The following is a 23,121-nucleotide window of genomic DNA, read 5'->3' on the forward strand; positions in this document are numbered from 1 at the left end:
CAATGAAACAAATTAAAGGACCCGCTATTTTTTTAGCGCAATTTGTCTCTGATCAAGCCCCATTTAATAGTTTTGCAGGCATTTGTCAGTGGGCCAGCAGCTTCGGTTATAAAGCGATACAGTTACCCAGTTGGGATGCGCGCTTGTTTGACCTCAAAAAAGCCGCTGAAAGCCAAGATTATTGCGATGAGATAGCTGGCATTGCGGCCGAGTATGGCCTTACTATTTCAGAGTTGTCGACGCACCTGCAAGGTCAACTGGTAGCAGTACACCCAGCATACAATCAAATGTTTGATGGTTTTGCCCCAGCAAACCTGGCAGGCACGGCTGAAGCAAAAATGCAGTGGGCAACCGAACAGCTTATGCTTGCCGCCAGCGCCAGTGCCAAGCTTGGCTTAACCAGCCATGCTAGTTTTTCTGGCGCCTTGTTGTGGCACACCTTTTACCCTTGGCCGCAGCGCCCAAATGGCCTAGTCGAGCAAGGTTTTGAGGAACTGGCAAAGCGTTGGTTACCTATTTTAAATCGCTTTGACGAAGTGGGTGTGGATGTCTGCTATGAGCTTCATCCAGGGGAAGATCTGCACGATGGCGTGACTTTTGAGCGCTTTTTAGCGGCGACGAATCATCACCCGCGTGCCAATATCCTCTATGATCCCAGTCACTTTGTATTGCAACAACTGGATTATTTAGCGTTTATCGACATCTACCATGAGCGCATTAAAGCATTTCATGTCAAAGATGCGGAGTTTATCCCCAATGGTCGCTGCGGTGTGTACGGCGGATACCAAGGATGGCAACAACGACCAGGGCGTTTTCGCTCACTGGGGGATGGCCAAGTCGACTTTAAACAAATATTCAGTAAGTTAACTCAGTATGGTTTTGATGGCTGGGCCGTGTTGGAATGGGAGTGCTGCATTAAACACCCCGAAGATGGAGCCAAAGAAGGCGCTGAATTTATTAAGCAACACTTACTCAGACCCACAGACAAAGCCTTTGATGATTTTGCTGGCAGTAGCACAGACACCGAGCGCAATAATCAGATACTCGGTATAAAATAAACAGGACAACGACCATGAACAATAATAATCATAATCGCCTCGTGTTTCAGCTTTGTTGCCTTGCACTGGTTGTGACGTCAATGACGTTTGCGATCCGTGCCGGTATTTTGGGGCAGTTAGGCGAGCAATTTGGTCTTAGCGATACCGAACTGGGCTGGGTCAATGCCATGGCCTTTCTTGGCTTTCCCGTGGCAACCATGTTAGGTGGTGCAATTTATAACGCCATTGGCGCAAAAAAATTGGTTGCCCTCGCCTTCGTCTGCCACTTTGCAGGACTGGTATTAACCATTACTGCCGACGGCTTTTGGTTATTGCTGATTTCTACATTTTTAATCGGCTTTGCTAACGGCTCAGTAGAAGCAGGCTGTAACCCATTAATTGCGGAAATGTATCCTAACAACACCACAACAATGCTTAACCGCTTCCATGTCTGGTTTCCAGGTGGCATTGTAATTGGTGCACTGGCGTCTAACGCCATGACGGCATCAGGGTTTAATTGGCAGTGGCAAGTGGCATTAATTTTAATTCCAACACTGGTGTATGGGGCCATGATGGTGAAGTCACAGTTCCCTGAATTTGACCGCACTGAGCACTCTACTACCAGCAACCTCAAACACCTGTTCTCTCCTTTATACCTCTTTTTAGTTTGCTGTATGACGCTCACTGCAACCACCGAGCTTGGCACACAGCAATGGATTGAGCGTATTTTGGGCGCTTCAGGCGCTTCTCCTATGATGATCCTAGCGTTGATCACCGGTTTGATGGCACTGGGCCGCTTCTTTGCCGGACCGATTGTGCACCGCTTTAACCCGACGGGGGTGTTATTAGGCTCGGCGGTATTAGCAACGGCGGGCATCTTCATGATGAGTCAAGCACAAGGAACAGCAGTATATTTGGCGGCGGTGCTATTTGCCTTAGGGGTGACCTATTTTTGGCCAACTATGCTGGGGTGCGTTGCCGAATATACACCAAAAACAGGGGCTCTGGGCATGTCTATAATGGGCGGCGCAGGCATGTTTGCTGTGAGCATGTGGAACCCAGTCATAGGCAGTTGGATAGATGCGGCCAGAATAGAGGCGCAAGCAGCTGAGCTGAGCTCACTGCCAACGGATTTAGTGGCTGGACAAGCTGTACTAGAAAACATCTTACTGTTTCCGGCTATTTTAATTGTCGCCTTTATCGGCCTGTATCTTTATATCAATAAAAATAAACGCGTTGAGAAATACGCGTAATACCCACTGTATTTAGTAGCAACAAGTAAAAAGTGAACAAACGAGGTTCCATAATGCTCAACTCTATAAAAATGCTAACGCTGGCAATGGCTGTTAGTTGTACGGCCTGCGCTAGTACCACTGACAATCAACTGAGCCCGCAAGAACAACAAGCTGGATGGCAACTGTTATTTGACGGCAAAGATATGTCGCAATGGCGTAACTTTAAAAGCGATACACTAAGCGACAAGTGGCAAATAGAAAACGGAGCCATGACACTGACGCAAGGTGGCGGAGGCGATATTCTAACCAAGAAGGTGTATCAAAACTTTGAGCTTCAGCTGGAGTGGAAAATCGCCCGAAAAGGTAACAGTGGGATCTTTGTATTAGCCGATGAAAAAGGCAGTGCGATTTACTCTCACGCACCAGAAATCCAAATTCTTGATAACAAAGAGCACCCAGACAACAAAATAGACTCTCACCTCGCCGGATCAATTTATGACTTATTTGCCGCGCCGAGTACCGCTCATAAGCCAGCTGAAACGTGGAATCAGGTTCGTATTAAGATGCAAGACAATCACTTACAAGTTTGGCAGAACGGCATCAGCACAACCAGCATTGTCATCGGTAGCACCACTTGGAATACCTTAGTTAAAAACAGCAAGTTTGCAACATGGGCAGGTTTTGCCGAAAGCAAACAAGGTCATATTGGCCTGCAAGACCACGGTGACCAAGTGTGGTTTAAAAACATCAAAATCCGGGAGCTGTAATCATGGCAACATTTGATCATAAAGTTTTAGTGGTAGGCTCAGGTGCAGGTGGCGCCATGGCAGCCTATACCCTTACGCAACTTGGCCACAAGGTTCTGCTGCTTGAAGCCGGGAGAGACTACGACCCAAAAACAGAAAGTCCGATGTTTCGCCGCAATAGCGAAGCCCCACTGATGGGCGCCGGCAATAAAGATAAGAACTTTGGTTTTTATGACGCCACAGTCGATGGCGGCTGGCAAGTACCTGATGAGCCCTACACTCGCGCAAAGAACACCGATTTTTACTGGTGGCGTGCACGTATGCTCGGCGGTCGCACTAACCACTGGGGGCGCTATTCGCTACGCTTTAGTGAACATGACTTTAAGGGCAAAAGCCGCGATGGCCATGGTGCCGATTGGCCATTTGAGTACCAAGACCTGGCACCTTGGTATGATAAAACCGAGGACATTGTTGGGATCTGTGGTACCAATACCGGCCTTGATGATATGCCCCCTTCTGCCCCTGGTATACTGCAGCCACCGCCAACACCGCGAGTGCCAGAATTACTGGTGGCTGCCGCAGCGAAAAAAATGGGGATCCCGGCTGTGCCGATGCATAGAGCCGTGCTTACCCGTAACAAAGATGAGCGATTAGCGTGTTTTTACGCCACTCCTTGTGGCCATGGCTGCTCAATAGGTGCGGCATTCCAAACCACGACTTCACTGATCCCCATGGCAAAGGCCACTGGCAACCTCAAAGTGATCACCGACGCCATGGTGAAATCCGTCGCGGTGAATGACGATGGCAAAGTCACCGGTGTGACTTACGTCGACAAAAAGTCGGCGCAGGAGCAGGCACTGAATGCCGATGTGGTTATTTTAGCGGCCAGCGCCTGTGAATCGGCACGTATTTTACTCAATTCCAAACATGCCAAACACCCCAAAGGCTTAGCCAACTCAAGTGGTCAGGTAGGTCGTAATTTAATGGACTCCACTGGCGCTTGGCTGGGCGCGCAAATCCCAGCGCTAAAAGGTCGGCCACGCTACAATGAAGATGGTCATACAGGCAATCACTTGTTTATTCCATGGTGGGGACACAAAGCCCATGAAAAAGATGAACTGGATTTCCCCCGCGGCTACCACTTTGAAATTAGCAGCGGATTTAATCAGCCTGGCTCTGGTGTATCAGGTAATAAGCAAGGTTACGGTCCAGAATTAAAACAACAAATACGCGATGCTTATGGCTCCTATGTGGGCTTTGCCCTTCGCGGGGAAATGTTGCCCAACAAAGACTGCTACATGGAAATTGATGAGCAGGTGAAAGATAAATGGGGGATCCCTGTTGCCAAGTTCCACTTCAAGTGGTCTGACAGAGAGCTCAAGCAAATTGAACATGGCCTCAAAACCGCTAAGCAAATTTTAGAGAACATGGGCGCAACCGTGGGTGAATTGCCACCGGCCGAAAAAGCCATTTCAAAGGGAGGTGAGATCATTCACGAAGTAGGCACAACCAGAATGGGCAGCTCACCGAAAGACTCGGTAACCAATCAATGGGGCCAAACGTGGGATTGTGACAACCTATTCGTCATGGACGCTGGTGTCTTTGCCTCCAACCCACATAAAAACTGTACCTTAACCATCATGACCTTAGCAATGCGAAACTCGACTTGGTTGGCGCAACAAATTGATAAAGGAGTGCTGTAATGAAGACACCTGATGGCGTTGATTCTTATAAATACATTTCCGGCATGACGCGTCGCGAATCGTTAAAATGGATGGGGTTACTGGCTGCGGGCTCTGCGGTGTCTCTAACCGCGGGATGCAGTAAAGTGATTGAAGGTGAAAGCAGCAGCGCTGGTCATTGGCCAGATCTTGATATTGCTCCCGTTACGGCGAAAGGTTATGGCACTGATCCCAATATGGTGATGCCACCAGAGTCGCCTTGGCCGCTTACGCTTACCGAAGCCCAGCTAACGTTGGTTGCTGTCCTTGCAGACTTTATTGTGCCAAGAGAGGGCAATCACCCATCGGCTACAGACGTACAGGTGCCCAGTGTCATCGATGAGTGGGTCAGTGCTCCCTATCATGGTCAGCAAAAAGACCGGGTTACCATCCTCCATGCCTTGGCTTGGATTGATGATGAGTCGGCACTGCGCTTTAATCAGTCGTTTTTGCAACTCAGTGCCAAGCAACAGCGCGAGATCTTAGATGACATTGCCTATTTTAACGAGCAAACACCTGAGCAATTTAAGCGCATTGGTAAAGCGTTTCTGCGCTTTAAAGATCTCGTTTTAGGCGCCTACTTTTGTACTCCAGAAGGCTGTAAAGACATTGGCTATTTAGGTAACGTGCCCATTGCCGGTGACTATCCTGGACCTACTTCTGAAGCGAAAGCACACCTTGATGGCGTGCTGGCTGAGCTCGGCCTCAGTGAGTATGCGTACCGTGACTAACCCTTGAGTCATTTTGTAATGACAAATCCCAATCGAAGCAGAGTTAAGCTCTGCTTTTTTAGTTGTAGGAAAACACGATGTGTAGAATAACTATATTGTTTCAACAAATGATGCTGTTACTCGCTTTTATTGCCGCGCTGCCACTGTATGCACAGGCCTCGCCGCCATCATTACCGATTAGCGTGCAACTGTGGTCGGTAAAAGATGAACTGGCAAAAGATTTTGATGGCACACTTGAGACGCTAGCGAAAATGGGGTTTGATGGCGTGGAATTTGCCGGAGACTTTGGCAATTACGCGGATAACCCAAGTAAGTTAAAGCAAAAACTGGCAGAGCTGGGACTGGTTGCCAGCAGTGCCCATTTGGGTTTTGACGCACTGGCAGAAGATAAGCTTGCAGGCACCCTACTCTTTTACAAAACCTTAGGCGTGTCCACGCTCTTTATTCCTTGGGATGAAAGAGCGTGGGATAAAAACCGAGTACACGCCTTTGTAAAGCAGCTCAACCAAGTGCATCAAAATGCCAAGCGTTACAATATGAAGATCGGTTTTCATAACCATGAAAAGGAGTTTAACCCATTTGGCAACGCTACTTTTTGGGATTATATTGCCACCAATACCCCAAGCGACTTGCCACTGCAGCTCGATGTTGGCTGGGTGAATTTCGCGGGCAAATCCGCCACTGAGTACGTTAAGCGTTATGCCGGGAGAATTGAGTCGACCCATATTAAAATACGCACGCAACAAGGTGACGGCACAAGCCCCATCATTGGCGAAAACCACTACCCTTGGAAAGCGCTCATTCAAACCATGCAGCAACACGGCGGCACACAATGGCTGGTGATCGAGCAAGAAGAATACCCCAGCGGCTTAACACCATTGGCAAGCGTCGCTCGTTCAAAAGCGAATTTAGATAACATACTCAGTGCGCAATAACGCTGCAAAAAAGCTCCAAATTGAGACTGTCAGGCTTAAGCATAAGCGCTTTATTCAACCTGACAGTCGAGCCGCACACTAACAAGATGCCAACTATAGGCGCCCCAAATTCAGCAGGCCTGAATATGCGGTTAAATCTCTTATTTAGTTGTTCTAAATAAGAGATTTTTAACGCAGTTAGCGTCGAGTTTGCTCTCTCAAATTGAGCAAGTATTAATGCGGATTGGTATTATTTTGTTTAAAGACTAAGCTCAAAATATCTTTCTGCCGAGCTTCTTGACTCAAAATAGCCAACTCATGAGACTCGGAAAATGCGGCTAGTTGGTTGCCATTTTCAACGCTGATAGAAAGAGGAGTTAGGCCGCTGCTAGGCTGCCAGTGGTGCCACCCAGCTTGCTGTTTTAGGCGTACATAGATACCAAAGCGACTAATGCGACGACTTTGGATCTCGCCCAGCTCAGCCACTTTAATACGCGCTTGATTTTCTTTTAAGTGATAGATAGCACCTTGCTGTTCAAGGTAGGCCTCACCGTTTTGGCTAATAAACGGGTTACCAAACTCAATTTTAGCCAATACAGATTGCTTGCCGTTATGGGAATTAACTTTATACAGTACATTTTCCCCCTGACTTCTGCCTAAAACTAGTAAATGTAGGTTGTCGGGATACCACGCTAGAGGACGCCCGGTAATATTGGGGACTTTAAATTGCGTATTATCCTCTAGGCTGTAGTGGTAAAGCTCACCTCCCACACTGTAAGCAAAACAGGTTTGATCAGAGCACCATAATGGACGGCTTACATTCAAATATTCATCTGGGTTGTCAAATAGTTGGCTTTGAGAGTTATTTTTCCTATCGAGCATAAACAGCTGCGGTTTATTGAAGCGAGTGGAATAAAACAGGATAAGATCCTCTTGCGGCGAAACCGCTGGAAAGTAGTCCATACCATTACTATCAATAATCTTTTTATGACTTAGCTGATCTTGAGTGACAGCCAATAAGTCCATATCCAACCGCGACGACACAAGATAAACGCGATTGTTAACTGAATCAACGGCAACAAAACGAATAAACTGATTGTGTTCAAAATCAACTGGTTTCAGGGAGCCATCACTCGATAGAAAATACAGTTTACGGCCATTATTAAGCAAAAACCCGTTATAGTTTTGCCACCATTCAATATTGTACCTTTGTTGTCCATCAAGGGTGTATGTATCAATCACTTTACCGAGCTTTGTCGCTGACAAGCTCAAAACGGTTATCGCTCCTTGCTCATGTTGATTTTGCCCAGAAACCACTAGGCCATTTGGCGCAAGGGTTAAGTCGTAAGGTCGAAAGGTTTTCGGTGAACTATAAATTGGGGTTACAACACGCTCTGATGAACCCATTTTTGTATCCGCTTTAAAAATAATAAGATCTCGCGCTTTGCGAGTAATAAAGTAGATAGCATCATCCTTGCCAACTACCAGTTTGCTAATCCAACTGCTCACCGGGTTTTCAAGCACTTTGGTGGGGGTTAATGGCCGTTTTGTTGAATTAAGCTGCAGACGGTAAATGATCCAGCCTCGTTCTGTGCTCACGGTGTAATAGAGTGCCGCATCTGTTTTAGACCATGCAATGCTACGGATATTTTTATGGCTGACATTGAGAGCAATTTCATGCCCAGAGGCTACTTCTTTGAGCCAGAGCGTTTGACTGTTATCCCCCAAAGTGCGCGTAAACGCCATGTATTCGCCATGATTATCAATGGCTAAATTATCCTCAAGCTCATTGGTAGCGGTGAGAGGGAGCATCTCTTTTACATGAGGTAGCTTGTTATCGGGTTGGGTTGATAGACTTTGTGATAATACCAAATATACAAGCAACAACAATATAACACTTAATAATGCCACCCAGCTCAGCCTGTTAGGCGCAGTTTTAATAGGCTGGGGTAATGCGCTTGGTTGCAGCAACTCAATTGACGTGTTGAGGCTGTAACCAATTTTAGGATGGGTTTGGATCAACGTTTTATCTCTGTCATTCAGTGCTTTTCGCAATGTGGCAATACAACGTCTTAACGAGTTTGGGCTAAAGAGCGACTGTGGCCATACAGCATTAAATAGCGCCTCTTGCTCAACAACCTGCTCTGCGTTGCTGGCGAGATACAAAAGCACCATCATCACTTTCGGTTCTAGCGCAGTTTTATGCTCCCCGCACCTAATTTCGCCACGCTTTGCATCTACTACCACACCAGAAAAGGTAAATAAATTTCGCTTCAGTTGAGCGATATCACTCTGCACGATAAGCACCTAATACATTGTTTTTATTAATCATCATATTTTCTTAATGAAAAAAGTAGCTTTTCTCTATGGCTTTATTTAGGGCCCAAAGTAAGTTCCAAAGTGTATGTGAATGAAAAGCAATAATACAGAGGAACTTATGAGAAAAATAATGGCTAAACTGCTATCACTGATTATTACAGCCTGCATAATCACGGCGACTTTTTCAATCAAAGCTAATGATGAAACAACGACATCGCAGATGCGCAATGAAACCATCTCAGCACTACAAAAAGCACTCAAAGAACATTATATCTACCTTGATAAAGCCAAACAGGTGGAAAAGCGCTTAAGCGAGCTGGATCACAAAAACATGAGTAAAGCATACTCAGACGACAAGGAATACGCCCAAGCGGTCACAGAAATAATTCAAACCATCATCAATGATAAACACTTTAGGTTTGTCGTGCCGCGCAGCAGAAACACCAGTGACTCGCCACGCGAGGATTTAATCACCCGCCACCTTAATGCTCTTTCGCGGTTTCGCCATGGTGGTTTTAAAGACATTCGAATGCTTGAGGGTAATGTTGGATACGTAAAAATTGACGGTTTCCGTGGCGAAGAAATCCCCCAAGTTGACGGCCTGATGAGTTATTTGCGCACAGCGGATGCCATTATTATCGACCTGCAAAAAAATGGCGGCGGCGGTCAGCCAGTAAATTATCTTTCCAGCTATTTTTTACCCAAAGATACCCTAATTGGTAAAACTTACCATAGACATAAAGACAAGTGGGTAGAACATATAGTTGAGCCTATTAAAGGTGACAAACGTCTAGACGTACCCTTATACATATTAACCAGTGAACGTACCTTTTCTGCAGCAGAGGCATTTAGTTATAACCTACAAGCACTAAAGCGGGCTACCATTGTTGGTGCCAGAACCGCTGGCGGTGCGCACCCAACGCGCTTTATGCCATTACCCAATGGATTTGCGGTATTAATGCCAGATAGGCGCTCGTACAGCCCAATCACGCAATCGAATTGGGAGGCAACAGGAGTACAGCCTGATATTGAAACAAAACCGGCAGATGCGTTAAATAAAGCACATCAGCTAGCAAAAAAAGCAGCCAAGCAGTATCGAGAAAAGCACTTTAATACGCTGCGCAAACTATTAGCAAGCACCGAATATTCGACACAACTACAACAGCAAGTGACCGATACCATTAAGGTGATTTTACATCGTAAGCACATGCAACCGTTTATGGTCGCAGGGTTCGCTGAAAGATACCAAGAAGATGGCCTAAATACTGCGGCACGTCTATTAACCGTTGCCAATACGCAAATATTTTCTGAGAACAATAAGACCACAAACCTAACTACAGCAACACCTTAGGTGTTAATCATCAAAAACACAGTAGCAATACCGCTATAATCTAGTGATGCTTTGGGTCATGACATGACAATACGGCAGATAGAAATAGTAACCATGGCTTTCATCTCGCGCTCAATTTAGGCAAGAGAACACTGATCACCGTGTTGTTATTGGGAGAGTTTCATCCACGTTGTGTGAAATTCTCTCCCTTTTTTCGCCCGATTAATTGTAAGGCGCACTTGTCTTAGGTCTGAACTTTTTAATTAGCAAGAACCAGAGTGATGCAGAAAGTATTGTGTCTGATACTTATGCACCCATTTACTCTTGCTTAAATTGAGTAATAAGCGCCTCGCCCCTTTCCCCTTTAATTTTCGCAATCGCTTCGAGCATCTCAATGATCCGCTGTCGGTCAAAAGGGTTGCTGATGGAGCTGCGAACGTCATCGACAATGGCCTCTAAATAGGTAAATAAGCTCTGCGTTGCTTGCTGATTGTCACTGGAACGGAAAAGTATATTTTTAAACGCTTCCAACACATTCACCATGACGTAGCCATCTGCCTTGGCGTAATTTCGTATCGGGGTAAAGTTATCGTGCAGCAGCTCATCAAAAGAGGCTTCATGAATATACAGAAGTGGCTCCTTTTGGCTGTGCTTAAAGGAGTAATTAACGTCGCAAATCGTTAGCCGCTGGATCAGTAAAATACTCAACATATCAATTGCTTTTACCGCCGTACCCGGGTCATTAATGCCTGGGCTCATGGCCTTCACCGCAATCTCTGAGATTTGCGTTAAACCGTAGCGGTAATGGTCGCTGATATACTCTTCAACATAAAAAATAAAGCAGCTAAGTAATGCCTCACGTAATTCGTCGTCCTCACTAAGGTCTTTATTGCATTTGAGAAATGGAAAACCTTTAACCGTAAAGAACCCTTGTTTCACTGCAATGTAAATTTTTAAGTCGTGCTGCTGGCACAAATTGCATAACTTGCCACTGTGTACCCCTTTAAAATAACCCTCTTTGGTGCTGGGCAGGTTATGCCAGCTGGAAAAGTCGGGGAAGCCGTTAAAGGGCTGCTCTTGCTGTTTTTTAATGATATTTTGCATCTCATTTTTAGTGCTTTTAAACAGGTCGTTCAGCACGTTATCGACTTGGATGGCATGTGAGATTGAGTGGATAAAAAACACAAAGAAACCCAAAGATATAAGTCCAAAGAGCAGTGAAAATAGTACCCCTAACGCCGGAATAGCCATCTCGCCACTGCCCACACTGCGGATATTAATCAACATGATAATGGCATAAATAATACTGCCGAGATAAAACCCCAACACTAGCTGGTGCGACTTTCTGGTGATAAGGCCCGGCAACACCCTTGGCGACAATCCAGCGCTGGCATTGTTAAGTACTATCATCACCATCGAAAAGCTAAACACGGTTAATGAGATAACACTTGCAATTAACACACTTAAAATGGTGCGCGCATTTTCTTCGCTATCAACGAGCACTATGGCAATAAACTCTTTGAAGTGCACCACAGGCGCGGCGTACTCAAGTGCGGTGGTGATTAATGCCAAGACAAAAAAAGCGACAGCCAGTAAGGAAGGATAAAAGCCGATGCTGCTAATGAGTTCGCGATTCTTTTCTGCCAACTTTCGAGGTGTAAACATGATTTTCCTTGTCACTTTTTATACCCTAGCCTAGCAAGGCTGGAGCAATAGAGTAAGCAGAATGAGCAGAGTTTTTTGGCTTGCGGGTATGTGCCATACACTTACTGATGACTTTGTCTCCCTAACAGTCAGCTGTAAGCCCGCACCTAAACACGTGAAAAACGATACCTAAGGGATGTTAGGTTGTATGCCAGCAATGAGTAGGGAGCGCCTTTAACACCTTGTTAATCATCACTTTGCATCAATTTATACAGTGTGTCTATGCGTTTATTTATACGCTTGCTCTCACTGCGAATTTCCGAACTAATACTGACGATGAGAATGAGCAAAACGTAGACAACAGGTTGCTCCATAATTTCTGGATACATCCAAACTAAAACAATAACCACGAACACTGTACTGGCAAAACGCATTACATTTGTTTTGCTGTTTGGCCTTAAGTTGCGAAACTCTTTAAGTAACGCCTCTTTTTTCTGCATGTCTTGAAAAACGGTTTGCGCTTCTAGTTTTTCCTTGCTCATTATCTTTACCTACTGCGATGTATAAACGCTTTTCTCAAAGTGTCTAAAAAGCATCATTTTATAATATAGTTGTTCCTATAAGGATCCCATGGGGCAAGTTGAAAGTAAACAAGCATATAGATGCACCAACCGTTTTCCGTGTAAAAACCAGCCAAATCGGCCTCAAAGGCATCCTCGCAGCTTATTAGGCGGTTATTACTCGTAATCCAACACTTTGGCATCATTGGCTTTATTCAGTAGCCCACGGCTTTGCGCTAAAAACTGCTTGGCGCTGTCGGAGAAGTAATGCTTCGCCTCGGAGAACGCAGCGATCAAGCCAGCTTTATCGCCCTGCTCGAGTTTTTTCAGGGTTTGTTCAAAGGTGTCTTGGTAGCTGGCGAGCAGGCCTTCTACGTCACTGAATTGCGCCAGCATAATGTCGGAGTAAAGCTCTGGGGATTGCGCAAATAACCGCCCTACCATCATTAATTCGAGCTGATAAATGGGCGAAGAGCAGCTTCGTAACTCTTGCAAAGAGTGACACTGTTTCGCTAAAAACTGACCATACACAAAGGTAGTTAAGTGGCGCATTACCTGAATAATTTGCATCGATTGGTCGTGTTTTTTGGCATCCATAGTCACCAGTTGGCTGCCCCAAATTTTTAGCTGCTCGGTAAGCCCTTGGCAACGCTCTGGGAATCGTCCTTGGCACACCACTATAGTTTGTTTTACCCAGTGAGAAATATCTGGGCCAAACATGGGATGCAGCCCCACTACTGGGCCTGAGTGTTTATTTAATAGTACTTTCAGGGGCGCCTGCTTAACCGAGGTGATATCAGCTAAAATGCAGTCTTCTGGTAGCGACGGTAAATCATTAACCACTTGCTCTAGCGCGTTAATTGGCACACTCACCAACACTAGTTTGGCATCGGCGAGCAAGGTTGCGGCTTGCTCAAGGTTGTCTTTATCGAGGCTACGTACTTCGTAGCCTGAACGCTGAAATTGCCTGGTGAACAGCTTACCCATGGCCCCTTGGCCACCGACAATCACCACCGGTGACATATCGGGCGCGGCACAGGCTAACTCTCCTTGTTGGTTTTCATAGGCTTCGCGCATCATTCGGCGCAGAATGTCTTCGACTAAATCGGGGTTTACGTCATTGTCGATGGCTTGTTCACGGCGTGCCTGGATAAGCTCAGCTTCGCGCTTAGGCACATGCAATGGCGCACCATTTTGTTGTTTGATTTTACCAACCTGCTCGGTCAGTGCTTTACGCTTGGCCAATAATGCCACCAGCTCGCTATCACATTCATCAATAGCGTGGCGAATCGTATTTAAATCCTTACCATCTAACATGATGTAAACTTACTTATACACTAGTAAATTAAATAATACAGTAAGTCTATCAAGAAGCGTGGTGGTTTAAAAGCAAGCATTGCTGAAAAAACAGCATAGTTGTTGCCGCTAGGCGTAGCAAGGGATTGAGATAAATAGGTTGAAATAAGGAGGCGGGTTGGTAATGGCTATAAACCAAAACAGGCCGCATAAAGCGGCCTGTTTTATCTGCATTTGGTAAATGCGACGTATTAGTTAAGTTTTTCTTTAATACGTGCAGACTTACCAGAACGCTCGCGTAGGTAGTAAAGCTTAGCGCGACGAACTGCACCGCGACGCTTAACAGCAATGCTGCTGATAAGTGGGCTGTGCGTTTGGAATACACGTTCAACACCTTCACCGCTCGAGATTTTACGAACTGTGAAAGCTGAGTGTAGGCCACGGTTACGCTTAGCGATTACAACACCTTCAAAGGCCTGTAGACGCTCTTTGTTACCTTCTTTTACACGTACCTGTACAACAACTGTGTCACCAGCGCCGAACGCAGGTACGTCTTGCTTAAGCTGTTCAGCTTCAAGCTCTTTAATAATATTTTGGTTTACTTTTGCCATTTTATTTCTCACATTCCTAGGTGTAACTGTCTTCTAGCCACAAGCGTCATTGTGTTCTTGCTGAAATTCAGCAAGCAATGTTGCCTGCTCCTCAGTCAGAGCTAGGTTACGCAACAAGTCAGGACGACGAAGCCAAGTTCTACCCAGTGACTGCTTTAAGCGCCACTGTGCTATCGCTTGGTGGTTTCCGCTGAGTAATACAGCAGGCACCTGTTTATCATCCAATGTTTCCGGCCGAGTATAATGAGGACAATCCAGCAAGCCATCCGAAAATGAATCTTGCTCTGCTGATTGATTATGACCTAACACCCCTGGCACTAACCGTGCTACTGCATCGATTAATGTCATGGCAGGCAGTTCACCACCACTCAGTATAAAATCGCCAATGGACCATTCTTCATCTACGTAAGACTCGATGATCCGCTCATCAATACCTTCATAACGACCCGCTACTAAAATCAATTTTTCAGACTGCGCCAATTCAGCCGCACCCTGTTGATCTAGTTTTCGCCCTTGAGGGGACATGTAAATTACTTTAGCGCCATCACCGGCTGCCGCTTTGGCATCAACAATGGCCTTTTTCAGAGGCTCTACCATCATTAGCATCCCGGGACCTCCACCGTAAGGGCGGTCATCCACGGTTCTATGCTTATCAAGGGCATAGTCTCTGGGGTTCCAACAATTAAACTCAATCAAGCCGTTTTTCACCGCTCGACCAGTTACGCCTTGCTGAGTGATTGCATTAAACATGTCGGGAAACAGTGATACCACTCCAACCCATAGCTTTTGCTTATCGCTCATTAAAACGCGGGATCCCACTCTACCGTAATTTTTCTCTCGTCATGGTCAACGGCCACAATGACATCGTCTGTCAAAAATGGAATCAACCGTTCCGATTGGCCAAATGCATCTTTTTTGTTTGCTTTCACAACCAAAACGTCATTTGAGCCAGTCTCCATCAAGTCATCAACTATGCCTAAGTCGTAACCTTTAGTGGTTACAACCGCCATGCCGATGAGATCTCGCCAATAAAACTCCCCTTCAGGTAATTCAGGAAGCTGCTCGGCATCTACAGCGATTTCAGCGTTGGTGAAAGCCATTGCTTGATCTCTGTCGTTTACCTCTGCAAATTTAGCGATATATCCCTTGTTGTGACGACGCCAGTCGCTCACTTCAAGGTTTTGCCATTTACCTTGTTGCCCTATCAACCATGGGCTGAAATCGAAGATCCCTTGGGGATCGTCAGTAAATGAATGCACCTTAAGCCAACCCTTGATGCCATAAGGAGCACCAAGCTTACCAACAACGATTGTCGAGGTTTTACTTTGACTCATGGTTACACTTACGCCTATTAAGCCGCTTTACGAGCGTCTTTAACTAGCTTCGCTACGCGATCTGAAAGAGCAGCGCCTTGACCTACCCAGTGCTCAACACGGGCTAGATCTAAACGTACTTTCTCTTCTTGACCTTTAGCAATCGGGTTAAAGAAACCTACTTTCTCGATGAAACGACCGTCACGCGAGAAACGGCTATCCGCAACCACAATTTGATAGAATGGACGCTTTTTAGCGCCGCCACGTTGCAAACGAATAGTTACCATACCGTCCTCTATATAGATTGACTGTTTTCATTAATAAGTTTGTACTTCCCACTACGGGAAGCTCGGGCATTGTACGCATTTTTCAGCGCAATGCAAGCGCCAATTGACTTTACCCAAAATAATCAAGATAGAGAGTATAGCCAAACAGCGCCGCTTTGTTATGGAGCCATAAATTATAGCGCTATAACAATAAAGCGAGCCGAGGCTCGCTTTATTTATTCTTGCAGCAATAGGGGTTCTGCCTTAAAACTTCGGCCCGCCGCCCATACCTGGTGGCATCATGCCTTTCATGCCACGCATCATTTTTTGCATGCCGCCTTTGCCTTTCATTTTCTTCATCATCTTTTGCATCTGGGTGAACTGCTTCAGCAGTTTATTGATATCCTGTACCTGAGTACCAGAACCCGCCGCAATACGCTTTTTCCGTGAGCCCTTGATGATCTCCGGACGAGCACGTTCTTTCGGCGTCATGGAGTTGATGATGGCTTCCATTTGGGTAAAGGTTTTGTCGTTGACCTGACCTTTCACCGCATCCGGTAAGTTCGACATGCCCGGCAGCTTATCTAACATCGACATCATTCCGCCCATGTTTTTCATCTGCCGTAATTGTTCGGCGAAGTCTTCTAAGGTAAAGCCATTGCCTTTAAAGACTTTCTCAGCCACTTTCTGGGCTTTGTCTTTGTCGACTTTCATTTCGACTTCTTCGATAAGCGACAGCACATCGCCCATACCTAGAATTCGCGAGGCAACTCGGTCTGGGTGGAATGGCTCTAGGGCATCGGTTTTTTCACCAACACCAATAAACTTAATCGGTTTGCCAGTAATATGACGAATTGAAAGCGCCGCACCACCGCGGGCATCACCGTCGGTTTTGGTTAAGATGACACCGCTTAATGGCAGCGCTTCATCGAAGGCCTTGGCCGTGTTAGCAGCATCCTGACCGGTCATGGAGTCAACCACAAACAAGGTTTCAATGGGATTAATGGCACTGTGAAGGTCTTTGATCTCATCCATCATGTTGGCATCAACGTGCAAACGACCTGCGGTATCCACTAATACTACATCGATGAACTTCTTCTTAGCATGGGCGATGGCGCCATTGGCAATGTCGACCGGCTTTTGTGAGGTATCACTGGGGAAAAAGTCAACATCCACTTCGCCTGCTAGGGTTTCTAGCTGCTTAATCGCCGCGGGGCGATAGACGTCGGCACTGACCACCAATACCGATTTCTTTTTGCGTTCTTTTAGGTATTTGGCCAGTTTACCAATACTGGTGGTTTTACCCGCACCTTGCAGACCGGCTACCATCACCACCGCTGGCGGCTGGGCGTTTAGGTTCAGCTCTTCATTGGCTTCACCCATGGCCTTTTCAAGTTCTTCACGAACAATCTTAATGAAAACCTGACCGGGGCTCAGGCTCTTAGTTACTTCAGTGCCAACCGCTCTTGCTTTTACTTGCTTAACAAAATCACGCACTACCGGTAAAGCAACATCGGCTTCTAGCAATGCCATGCGCACTTCACGTAGCGTTTCTTTGATATTGTCTTCGGTCAAACGGCCACGGCCGCTGATATTTTTAAGCGTCTTTCCTAAACGCTCCTGGAGGTTTTCAAACATGTATCGGTTCCAAAATCTCGAAATTGTCGGGCATTATACTGATATGAGTGCCACTAATACAGTATTCAAGCAGAATCGGCGTGTCTTTTTCCCTTATTCGCCAGTAATAAGCCGGCTGAATGCTATAAAAGCCTATGCAATTGCCTAGGCTTTAAATACAATAGCGTTAAAAGGAAAATAAAAATTAGGCACTTTACTCTATGATGATCATCAGCTTGTCACTAATCGCCTGTCTTTTTTACACCATGGCCACCAGCCATGTGTTGTCGCGCTTATTTGACAAACAGGGCCCAAATCAAAAGAAGACACTGATTTTAAGCACCATCGCGATATTAACGCATATGCTGGTGCTGGTGAATTCGGTGTTTACTCAGCAGGGTCAAGATCTCAGCACGGTAAACGTCGCCCTGCTCACTTGCTGGGTGATTGTGGTCTCGGTGACCACAGTGTCATTGCGCTTTCCTGCCACCTTACTGCTTCCAGTGGTGTATGGCTTTGCCGCCATCTTATTACTGGCCAGCTTATTTATCCCCCATCATATTGTGATGACCAGCATTAACGTTGACTTAGGCTTGGTTATTCATATTTCGCTTTCTTTACTGGCCTACTGCGTACTGATTATTTCGACCTTATACGCCATTCAATTTATGTTTATTGATAAGCGCCTGAAACAACGGGATTTGGCCATTATGACCAGCCATTTACCGCCGCTAATGGTGGTAGAGCGTCAGCTTTATCAGTTGCTTTTTGTCGGCACTGGGCTGCTAACCATGGCGCTTGCCTCTGGCTTTTTGTTCCTCGATGGCATGTTTGCTAAAGAAGCCATACACAAAACCATTTTATCCATTGTCGCTTGGTTAATTTATGCTACCGTTGCCCTAGGCCATAAACAATTTGGCTGGCGTGGCAAGCCGGTAGTCATTGCTATTATTAGCGCTTCTGTTATCGTCACTTTGGGGTATTTTGGCAGCCGTTTCATACAAGAAGTGGTATTAGGCCGGTTTTAAAGTTTAACTTTAACTTGACTATCGCCAGTCACTAAAGCTTAATACGCTTTCGTAAGAAAAAAAGGGAATCACTGTTGGAAGACATATCGACCAGCGCCTTGTTTATTATTTTAGGCGTGCTCATCTTGATGTCGGCTTATTTCTCGAGTTCAGAAACCGGTATCATGTCAATCAACCGTATTCGTCTACGTCATCTCGAGAAAGAGAACCATCGTGGCGCGAAGCGTGTCAGTAAACTGCTCACACGACCAGACAGGCTTATAGGCCTGATCCTCATAGGTAATAACCTCGTTAATATCGCCGCAGCCCAGGTCGCAACCATCATAGGTTTGCGTTTATACGGTGATATGGGTATTGCTGTCGCGACGTTTGGTTTAACCTTAGTGGTGCTTATTTTTGCCGAAGTGACTCCTAAAACCTTGGCCGCGCTCTATCCAGAGAAAGTTGCTTTCCCCAGCTCAGTGATATTAAAAGCCCTGTTGAAAGTGCTTTATCCACTGGTGATCGCCACCAACTGGATCACCAATGGCATGCTGCGCCTTGTGGGTATTTCGCCACAAGAAATCGAAGCCCATAGTCTTAGTAAAGAAGAATTAAAAACCGTGGTGAACGAATCCAGCGCCATGCTGCCTTCGAACCACCAAAATATGCTGACCTCGATTTTGGATCTTGACCATGTCACCGTTGAAGACATTATGATCCCCCGTAACGAAATTAACGCCATTGATATTAACGACGAGTGGAAAGACATTGCCCGTCAATTAACCAATGCTCAGCACACCCGTGTGCTTTTGTATCGCGACCAAATTGATGATGCCGTAGGCTTTATCCATGCCCGTGATGCATTACGACTGTTAACCAAAGAGCAGTTTGATAAACCGTCTTTGCTTAGAGCCGTACGCGAGATCTACTTTGTTCCAGAAAACACCTCGCTGAATACCCAGCTAATCAAGTTTCAAGAAGCCAAAGAGCGCATCGGCTTAGTGGTCGATGAGTACGGCGATATTCAAGGCTTAGTGACGCTGGAAGACATTCTGGAAGAAGTAGTGGGTGATTTCACCACCACACAAACGCGCCCACCCAGTGAAGAAGTGAACATGCAACACGACGGCACAGTAATGGTCGAAGGCAGTGTCAACATTCGCGACTTAAACAAAGAAATGGATTGGGACTTACCCACCGAAGGCCCGAAAACCCTAAGTGGCCTGATTGTCGAGTACCTCGAAGACATCCCCGACGCCCCGCTAAGCTTACGTGTCGACAACTACCGTATGGAAGTGGTTGAGATCAAAGAGAACATGATTAAGCAGGTCAAGGTCTCCCCTGAAGTTGAGGCAACAAAACACAGCTAACACTATAAGGCGAGCTCGTTAGGCTCGCCTTATCTAGATAGATATCACTTAATATCTGCCAGCCTTGCTGTAGAAGTGGTCACGCAACAACCTACAAACCAAGCCTTAGTGCACTTCTCACAGATAGAAGCGTAAATCTGACATTAACAGCAACTATGTGCCGGGCGCACCGCGTAGCGGATGAGTTCAACGCCCCCGTTAATGGGCACAATATAGTTGGCTAGAATATGCCACGAGGGAGCAAAGGCCAACTGTACTTTGACCTTGTTTAACAGCTTGTTATATGCTGTTTTCTTCATTTAGAAAAAATAGAATAATTAACTCCGCTGCACTAATCGATGCTAGCTGAATAATAAGACCAAACATTATCCCTATCCCAGCTTGAGCATCCGACTCTATACCAAACAACAAAACGGGTACTGAAAGAAAGGTGAGTACAGCCGGAGTACTTCTAATAATGGTTAACTTGATATTTCGATAGTTATTATCATTAGCCAAAAAGTATAAAACTGCATATGGCGATAGCAACAAGTAAAAGCCTACCTCACTTGGCCCCCAATACTTAATGGCAATAGAAACAAAAGATAATAAAGCTAACACTTTAATTGGCAAATAAACCTTTCTATAACTCATGACTCTCCTTGGCATAACGCCCTTTTTAGGGGGCGGCTGGAGCATAGCGTAAGCCGTCCCAGCCGCGTATTTCGCGGCGATTATAACCGCTTGTTATATTTTAGCGCATCTCGGTAAATGCTACAGAATCCGGAATCCTTTCCTCGTTAACACGTGTAGAGTGCATCTGCCGCAGGCGCCAGCTTCCGTTGTCCTTGACTACCACCACACTTTCTAGCCACGCAACATTCTGCGTGGATTTTTTTGACGAAAATACGGCTTTATTCCAGTAATTTATAAGCGCGATATCTTCTCTCACATCAGAAGAGATTAGACTAAAGAAATTTTCTCTCTTGTATTCACTTAGAGCGACAACAGAGACAAGCTCATCAATACCCCAAACTTCTCCATTTTCAAGGAGTTCGAATTTATCCGTTACCGCCGCCCTCATACCTGAGTGGTCAATTTCCGACATTGCGGAAAATAGCGCCATAACTGGCTCAAAAGCCGGTTCCACCTGCGCTGAAACCGACCCAGAGAATAACGATAGAGCCAACACAAGTTTTCTTATTATTTTCATGGTTTCCTCCAAAAGACATAATGCCCAGCTAACAGGCAAAAAATCGTTGGTTAAAATTAGTGAAATACGCCAAAGGCTAACTTAACCCATTTAAAATAAAAGCGACAGCCAATCACGCACCACCCAAGGCTTTTACATCGCTGTTTTCTATATAGAAGAATCACAAAACGACGCAGAGCTTGTTCATCACTTGGATAAGGTTGCGGCTTCGCGCGACCCATCCTTATTTTTTATATTTTGTTTTTTCTAAATTCATAATATGCCAGCAAGGCTTTTGGCACTGAATAATACGGATTATCAGAATGGCCTGAATTTTCGTTGTAATGGAATGCATGATTGAAATTTATAGGTGCATTTAATTCTATTGCTGATAATAAACCTTTGAATGAACCTGTGATAATCTCGTTTTCGTTACCACCAATGCTTAAATATAAAAATAAAGGTTTTTCACTAAGTTTAGATAAACCGTTATTAAACTCCTGAACAACAACTGAGTTGTCGTACCAAGCTGCGGGGCTAAACGCAAAATAACCAGTAAACAATTCAGGTTTAGTAACTATTGTATATAGTACGAAGCTTCCACCAGCAGAGAAACCACTAAGTACTCGGTTATCATTAATTGAGTACTTATTTTCTATAAAAGGGATTAATTCTTTTTCGATAAAAGATAAAAATAAATCAGCTTTACCAAAAATTTCTGGGGAGTTTTCCGTACTGGGCCTAGCTTCTATTTGAACATCTTTTCTGGCGTAGGGGGGTACTAAATCTCTATTTCTTGTATCTGTCCAGAACAGGTTAGGGATTGAGACAATAACGGAATCTTCTATTAGCTTTTTTTCAGACTGCGTTGTAACGGTTTCATGCCAACGACTTAAGTTAAAATTACCGTCTGATTTTATGATTAACGGATAACTTTTTTGACTATCGTATCCCTTTGGCAAACGAACAAACACCCTTCTTTCTTCTGAAAGAAACTCTGAATAAATATCATGATCGATGAACTCAGAAGTGTAGTGCTCAAAATATCTCGATAAAGAAACAGAAGTCCCAACTACAAACAGTATTGCAAGTAATGAAGTAAATATTAGCTTAGGTGGAATTTTCACCAAATCTTCCTTTCAAAATATAACGCTTGCTAAGGTGCAATTGATTGTTGGCTATACTTGCGCGAAGCACCAAGCCAACAGCTAATTGTTCCTGTGAGTTTACGAACGAGCTTTAGTAATTTGTCGAGCCTCATTTATTTACGAGTTCCTTAATACTTTTTACAACCAAGTCACTGTCATGAATATGCAAGAAGTGCTTTTCTGACTCCGAATATACAACTTGGCTATTTTTTGACAAACTCTTGAAATAACTATCAGCTTGACTATCAAGATCATCCATTTTCTTTGCAATATCGTCTGGGACAAAAGGTGCGTCGTAACGTTTTCCTGTGTTTTTTGAGCGTACTGTAATTATAGGTTTTGATCCAAAGGTTGAAGCATTCTTTAATTCTTCATAACTTTTCATGTGATCTACTTTTTCCGGTACCTTTTCAAATAAAGGATCGTGTACAGTTAGCTCAAAGTTCATCTGGCGCAGTAATTTCTTATTATCTGTATTAAATTCTTTTGGCCAACGTGTTCCCATTGTATAAAAGTAGCCGAAAGTAGGCGGATCAATTAACACCACTCCAAGCACCTCTTTTGGAAACTGATTGTTATATGAGTTTATAATATATGATCCATACGAATGGCCTGCAAAATAATAAGGGGCTTTAACATTTGCAGCTTGTAATAAGTTGCGTAGCCTTCGAGACATATCATTTACTGTAAATGGAACAGGGCCTTTTTCACTCTTTCCAAGGCCAGCACGATCGTATAAGCACACACTAAAATCATTCTTTAAGCGTTTTATGTTTTCTAGCCAAATACCGTCAGAGCCCCAGAGACCAAAACCAGATTCAATAACAAGGTTCGGTTTCTCAGTTCCATAACACTCCAAGTAAAGTTTAAACCCACCAACATCGTACAAACCTGACTTAGTAGGTTTTAATTCTGATTCTTTAGCTAGTGTTGCAAAACTTATAAAAATTGAAAGTAGTAAAATTAACTTCATATTGACTCCGTTCTTGTGGTAAGGCTTAGACATAATGACTCCCACACGGGACTAGCCTCCGCTTTTTCGTGGGTTAGCTGAATTCAAAGCCAAAGCCATAATTAGTTTG

22 protein-coding genes are annotated in these 23,121 nt (G+C 44.9%); 9 read left to right on the forward strand and 13 right to left on the reverse strand.

Annotation, left to right across the window (positions count from 1 at the left end; genetic code table 11):
* Positions 1-2 precede the first annotated feature (2 nt).
* The 6 genes from R3P39_RS08470 (at position 3) to R3P39_RS08495 (ending at position 6,405) form a co-directional block, all read left to right on the forward strand.
* Positions 3-1,058 carry a sugar phosphate isomerase/epimerase family protein gene (locus R3P39_RS08470; protein ID WP_336566890.1) on the forward strand — a complete coding sequence of 352 codons (1,056 nt, stop codon included), beginning with the start codon at positions 3-5 and terminating at the stop codon, positions 1,056-1,058.
* 14 nt (positions 1,059-1,072) lie between these two features.
* Positions 1,073-2,290: an MFS transporter gene (locus R3P39_RS08475; RefSeq protein WP_336566892.1), complete on the forward strand. Its 1,218-nt coding sequence runs from the start codon at positions 1,073-1,075 to the stop codon at positions 2,288-2,290.
* A gap of 53 nt (positions 2,291-2,343) precedes the next feature.
* On the forward strand, positions 2,344-3,039 hold the full coding sequence (locus tag R3P39_RS08480; protein ID WP_336566894.1) for a 3-keto-disaccharide hydrolase: 696 nt from the start codon (positions 2,344-2,346) through the stop codon (positions 3,037-3,039).
* A gap of 2 nt (positions 3,040-3,041) precedes the next feature.
* On the forward strand, positions 3,042-4,721 hold the full coding sequence (locus R3P39_RS08485) for a GMC family oxidoreductase (RefSeq protein WP_336566895.1): 1,680 nt from the start codon (positions 3,042-3,044) through the stop codon (positions 4,719-4,721).
* Complete coding sequence (locus R3P39_RS08490; RefSeq protein WP_336566897.1) at positions 4,721-5,470, forward strand: gluconate 2-dehydrogenase subunit 3 family protein; 750 nt, start codon at positions 4,721-4,723, stop codon at positions 5,468-5,470. The genes R3P39_RS08485 and R3P39_RS08490 overlap by 1 nt, the downstream gene beginning before the upstream one ends.
* Positions 5,471-5,547: 77 nt before the next feature.
* Positions 5,548-6,405 carry a sugar phosphate isomerase/epimerase family protein gene (locus R3P39_RS08495; RefSeq protein WP_336566898.1) on the forward strand — a complete coding sequence of 286 codons (858 nt, stop codon included), beginning with the start codon at positions 5,548-5,550 and terminating at the stop codon, positions 6,403-6,405.
* 213 nt (positions 6,406-6,618) lie between these two features.
* Here R3P39_RS08495 and R3P39_RS08500 read toward each other — a convergent pair whose 3' ends face one another.
* Positions 6,619-8,682, reverse strand: coding sequence for a winged helix-turn-helix domain-containing protein (locus R3P39_RS08500; protein ID WP_336566899.1), 2,064 nt, complete (start codon positions 8,680-8,682; stop codon positions 6,619-6,621).
* Positions 8,683-8,833: 151 nt separating this feature from the next.
* Between R3P39_RS08500 and R3P39_RS08505 the strand changes: the two genes are divergently transcribed.
* Complete coding sequence (locus tag R3P39_RS08505; RefSeq protein WP_336566900.1) at positions 8,834-10,054, forward strand: S41 family peptidase; 1,221 nt, start codon at positions 8,834-8,836, stop codon at positions 10,052-10,054.
* Between the two features lie 297 nt (positions 10,055-10,351).
* On the opposite strand, the gene R3P39_RS08510 is transcribed toward R3P39_RS08505, so the two are convergent.
* From R3P39_RS08510 to ffh, 8 genes are all read right to left on the reverse strand, one after another.
* Complete coding sequence (locus tag R3P39_RS08510) at positions 10,352-11,698, reverse strand: DUF2254 domain-containing protein (protein ID WP_336566902.1); 1,347 nt, start codon at positions 11,696-11,698, stop codon at positions 10,352-10,354.
* 224 nt (positions 11,699-11,922) lie between these two features.
* On the reverse strand, positions 11,923-12,219 hold the full coding sequence (locus tag R3P39_RS08515) for a hypothetical protein (protein ID WP_336566903.1): 297 nt from the start codon (positions 12,217-12,219) through the stop codon (positions 11,923-11,925).
* A 195-nt stretch (positions 12,220-12,414) separates the two neighbouring features.
* Positions 12,415-13,554, reverse strand: a complete 1,140-nt coding sequence (gene tyrA / locus R3P39_RS08520; RefSeq protein WP_336566904.1) for a bifunctional chorismate mutase/prephenate dehydrogenase — start codon at positions 13,552-13,554, stop codon at positions 12,415-12,417.
* Between the two features lie 230 nt (positions 13,555-13,784).
* Complete coding sequence (rplS, locus tag R3P39_RS08525; protein ID WP_336566905.1) at positions 13,785-14,144, reverse strand: 50S ribosomal protein L19; 360 nt, start codon at positions 14,142-14,144, stop codon at positions 13,785-13,787.
* Between the two features lie 33 nt (positions 14,145-14,177).
* Entirely contained in the window at positions 14,178-14,945 is a 768-nt protein-coding gene (gene trmD, locus R3P39_RS08530) for a tRNA (guanosine(37)-N1)-methyltransferase TrmD (protein WP_336566906.1), read from the reverse strand.
* Positions 14,945-15,478, reverse strand: a complete 534-nt coding sequence (gene rimM / locus R3P39_RS08535; protein ID WP_336566908.1) for a ribosome maturation factor RimM — start codon at positions 15,476-15,478, stop codon at positions 14,945-14,947. Before rimM ends, trmD begins: the two co-directional genes overlap by 1 nt.
* A 17-nt stretch (positions 15,479-15,495) precedes the next feature.
* Entirely contained in the window at positions 15,496-15,744 is a 249-nt protein-coding gene (rpsP, locus tag R3P39_RS08540; RefSeq protein WP_336566909.1) for a 30S ribosomal protein S16, read from the reverse strand.
* Between the two features lie 243 nt (positions 15,745-15,987).
* A complete protein-coding gene (gene ffh, locus R3P39_RS08545) occupies positions 15,988-17,361 on the reverse strand; it encodes a signal recognition particle protein (RefSeq protein WP_336566910.1) in 1,374 nt (457 codons plus the stop codon).
* Between the two features lie 200 nt (positions 17,362-17,561).
* Between ffh and R3P39_RS08550 the strand changes: the two genes are divergently transcribed.
* Positions 17,562-18,368, forward strand: a complete 807-nt coding sequence (locus tag R3P39_RS08550; RefSeq protein WP_336566911.1) for a cytochrome C assembly family protein — start codon at positions 17,562-17,564, stop codon at positions 18,366-18,368.
* A gap of 74 nt (positions 18,369-18,442) precedes the next feature.
* Positions 18,443-19,720 (forward strand): HlyC/CorC family transporter, encoded by a 1,278-nt coding sequence (locus tag R3P39_RS08555; protein ID WP_336566912.1) that lies wholly within the window; start codon positions 18,443-18,445, stop codon positions 19,718-19,720.
* A gap of 279 nt (positions 19,721-19,999) precedes the next feature.
* Here the strand turns inward: R3P39_RS08555 and R3P39_RS08560 are convergent, their stop codons facing one another.
* The 4 genes from R3P39_RS08560 to R3P39_RS08575 all read right to left on the reverse strand — a co-directional run bounded on the left by R3P39_RS08560 (position 20,000) and on the right by R3P39_RS08575 (position 23,012).
* A complete protein-coding gene (locus R3P39_RS08560; protein WP_336566913.1) occupies positions 20,000-20,353 on the reverse strand; it encodes a hypothetical protein in 354 nt (117 codons plus the stop codon).
* Between the two features lie 100 nt (positions 20,354-20,453).
* Positions 20,454-20,912 carry a nuclear transport factor 2 family protein gene (locus R3P39_RS08565; protein ID WP_336566915.1) on the reverse strand — a complete coding sequence of 153 codons (459 nt, stop codon included), beginning with the start codon at positions 20,910-20,912 and terminating at the stop codon, positions 20,454-20,456.
* Between the two features lie 230 nt (positions 20,913-21,142).
* The gene (locus tag R3P39_RS08570) at positions 21,143-22,018 is read right to left on the reverse strand and encodes an alpha/beta hydrolase (RefSeq protein ID WP_336566917.1); all 876 of its coding nucleotides are present in this window, start codon (positions 22,016-22,018) and stop codon (positions 21,143-21,145) included.
* Positions 22,019-22,148: 130 nt separating this feature from the next.
* A complete protein-coding gene (locus R3P39_RS08575; RefSeq protein ID WP_336566918.1) occupies positions 22,149-23,012 on the reverse strand; it encodes an alpha/beta fold hydrolase in 864 nt (287 codons plus the stop codon).
* Positions 23,013-23,121: the final 109 nt, after the last annotated feature.

The organism is Pseudoalteromonas sp. UG3-2 (assembly GCF_037120705.1).
Lineage (GTDB): Bacteria > Pseudomonadota > Gammaproteobacteria > Enterobacterales > Alteromonadaceae > Pseudoalteromonas.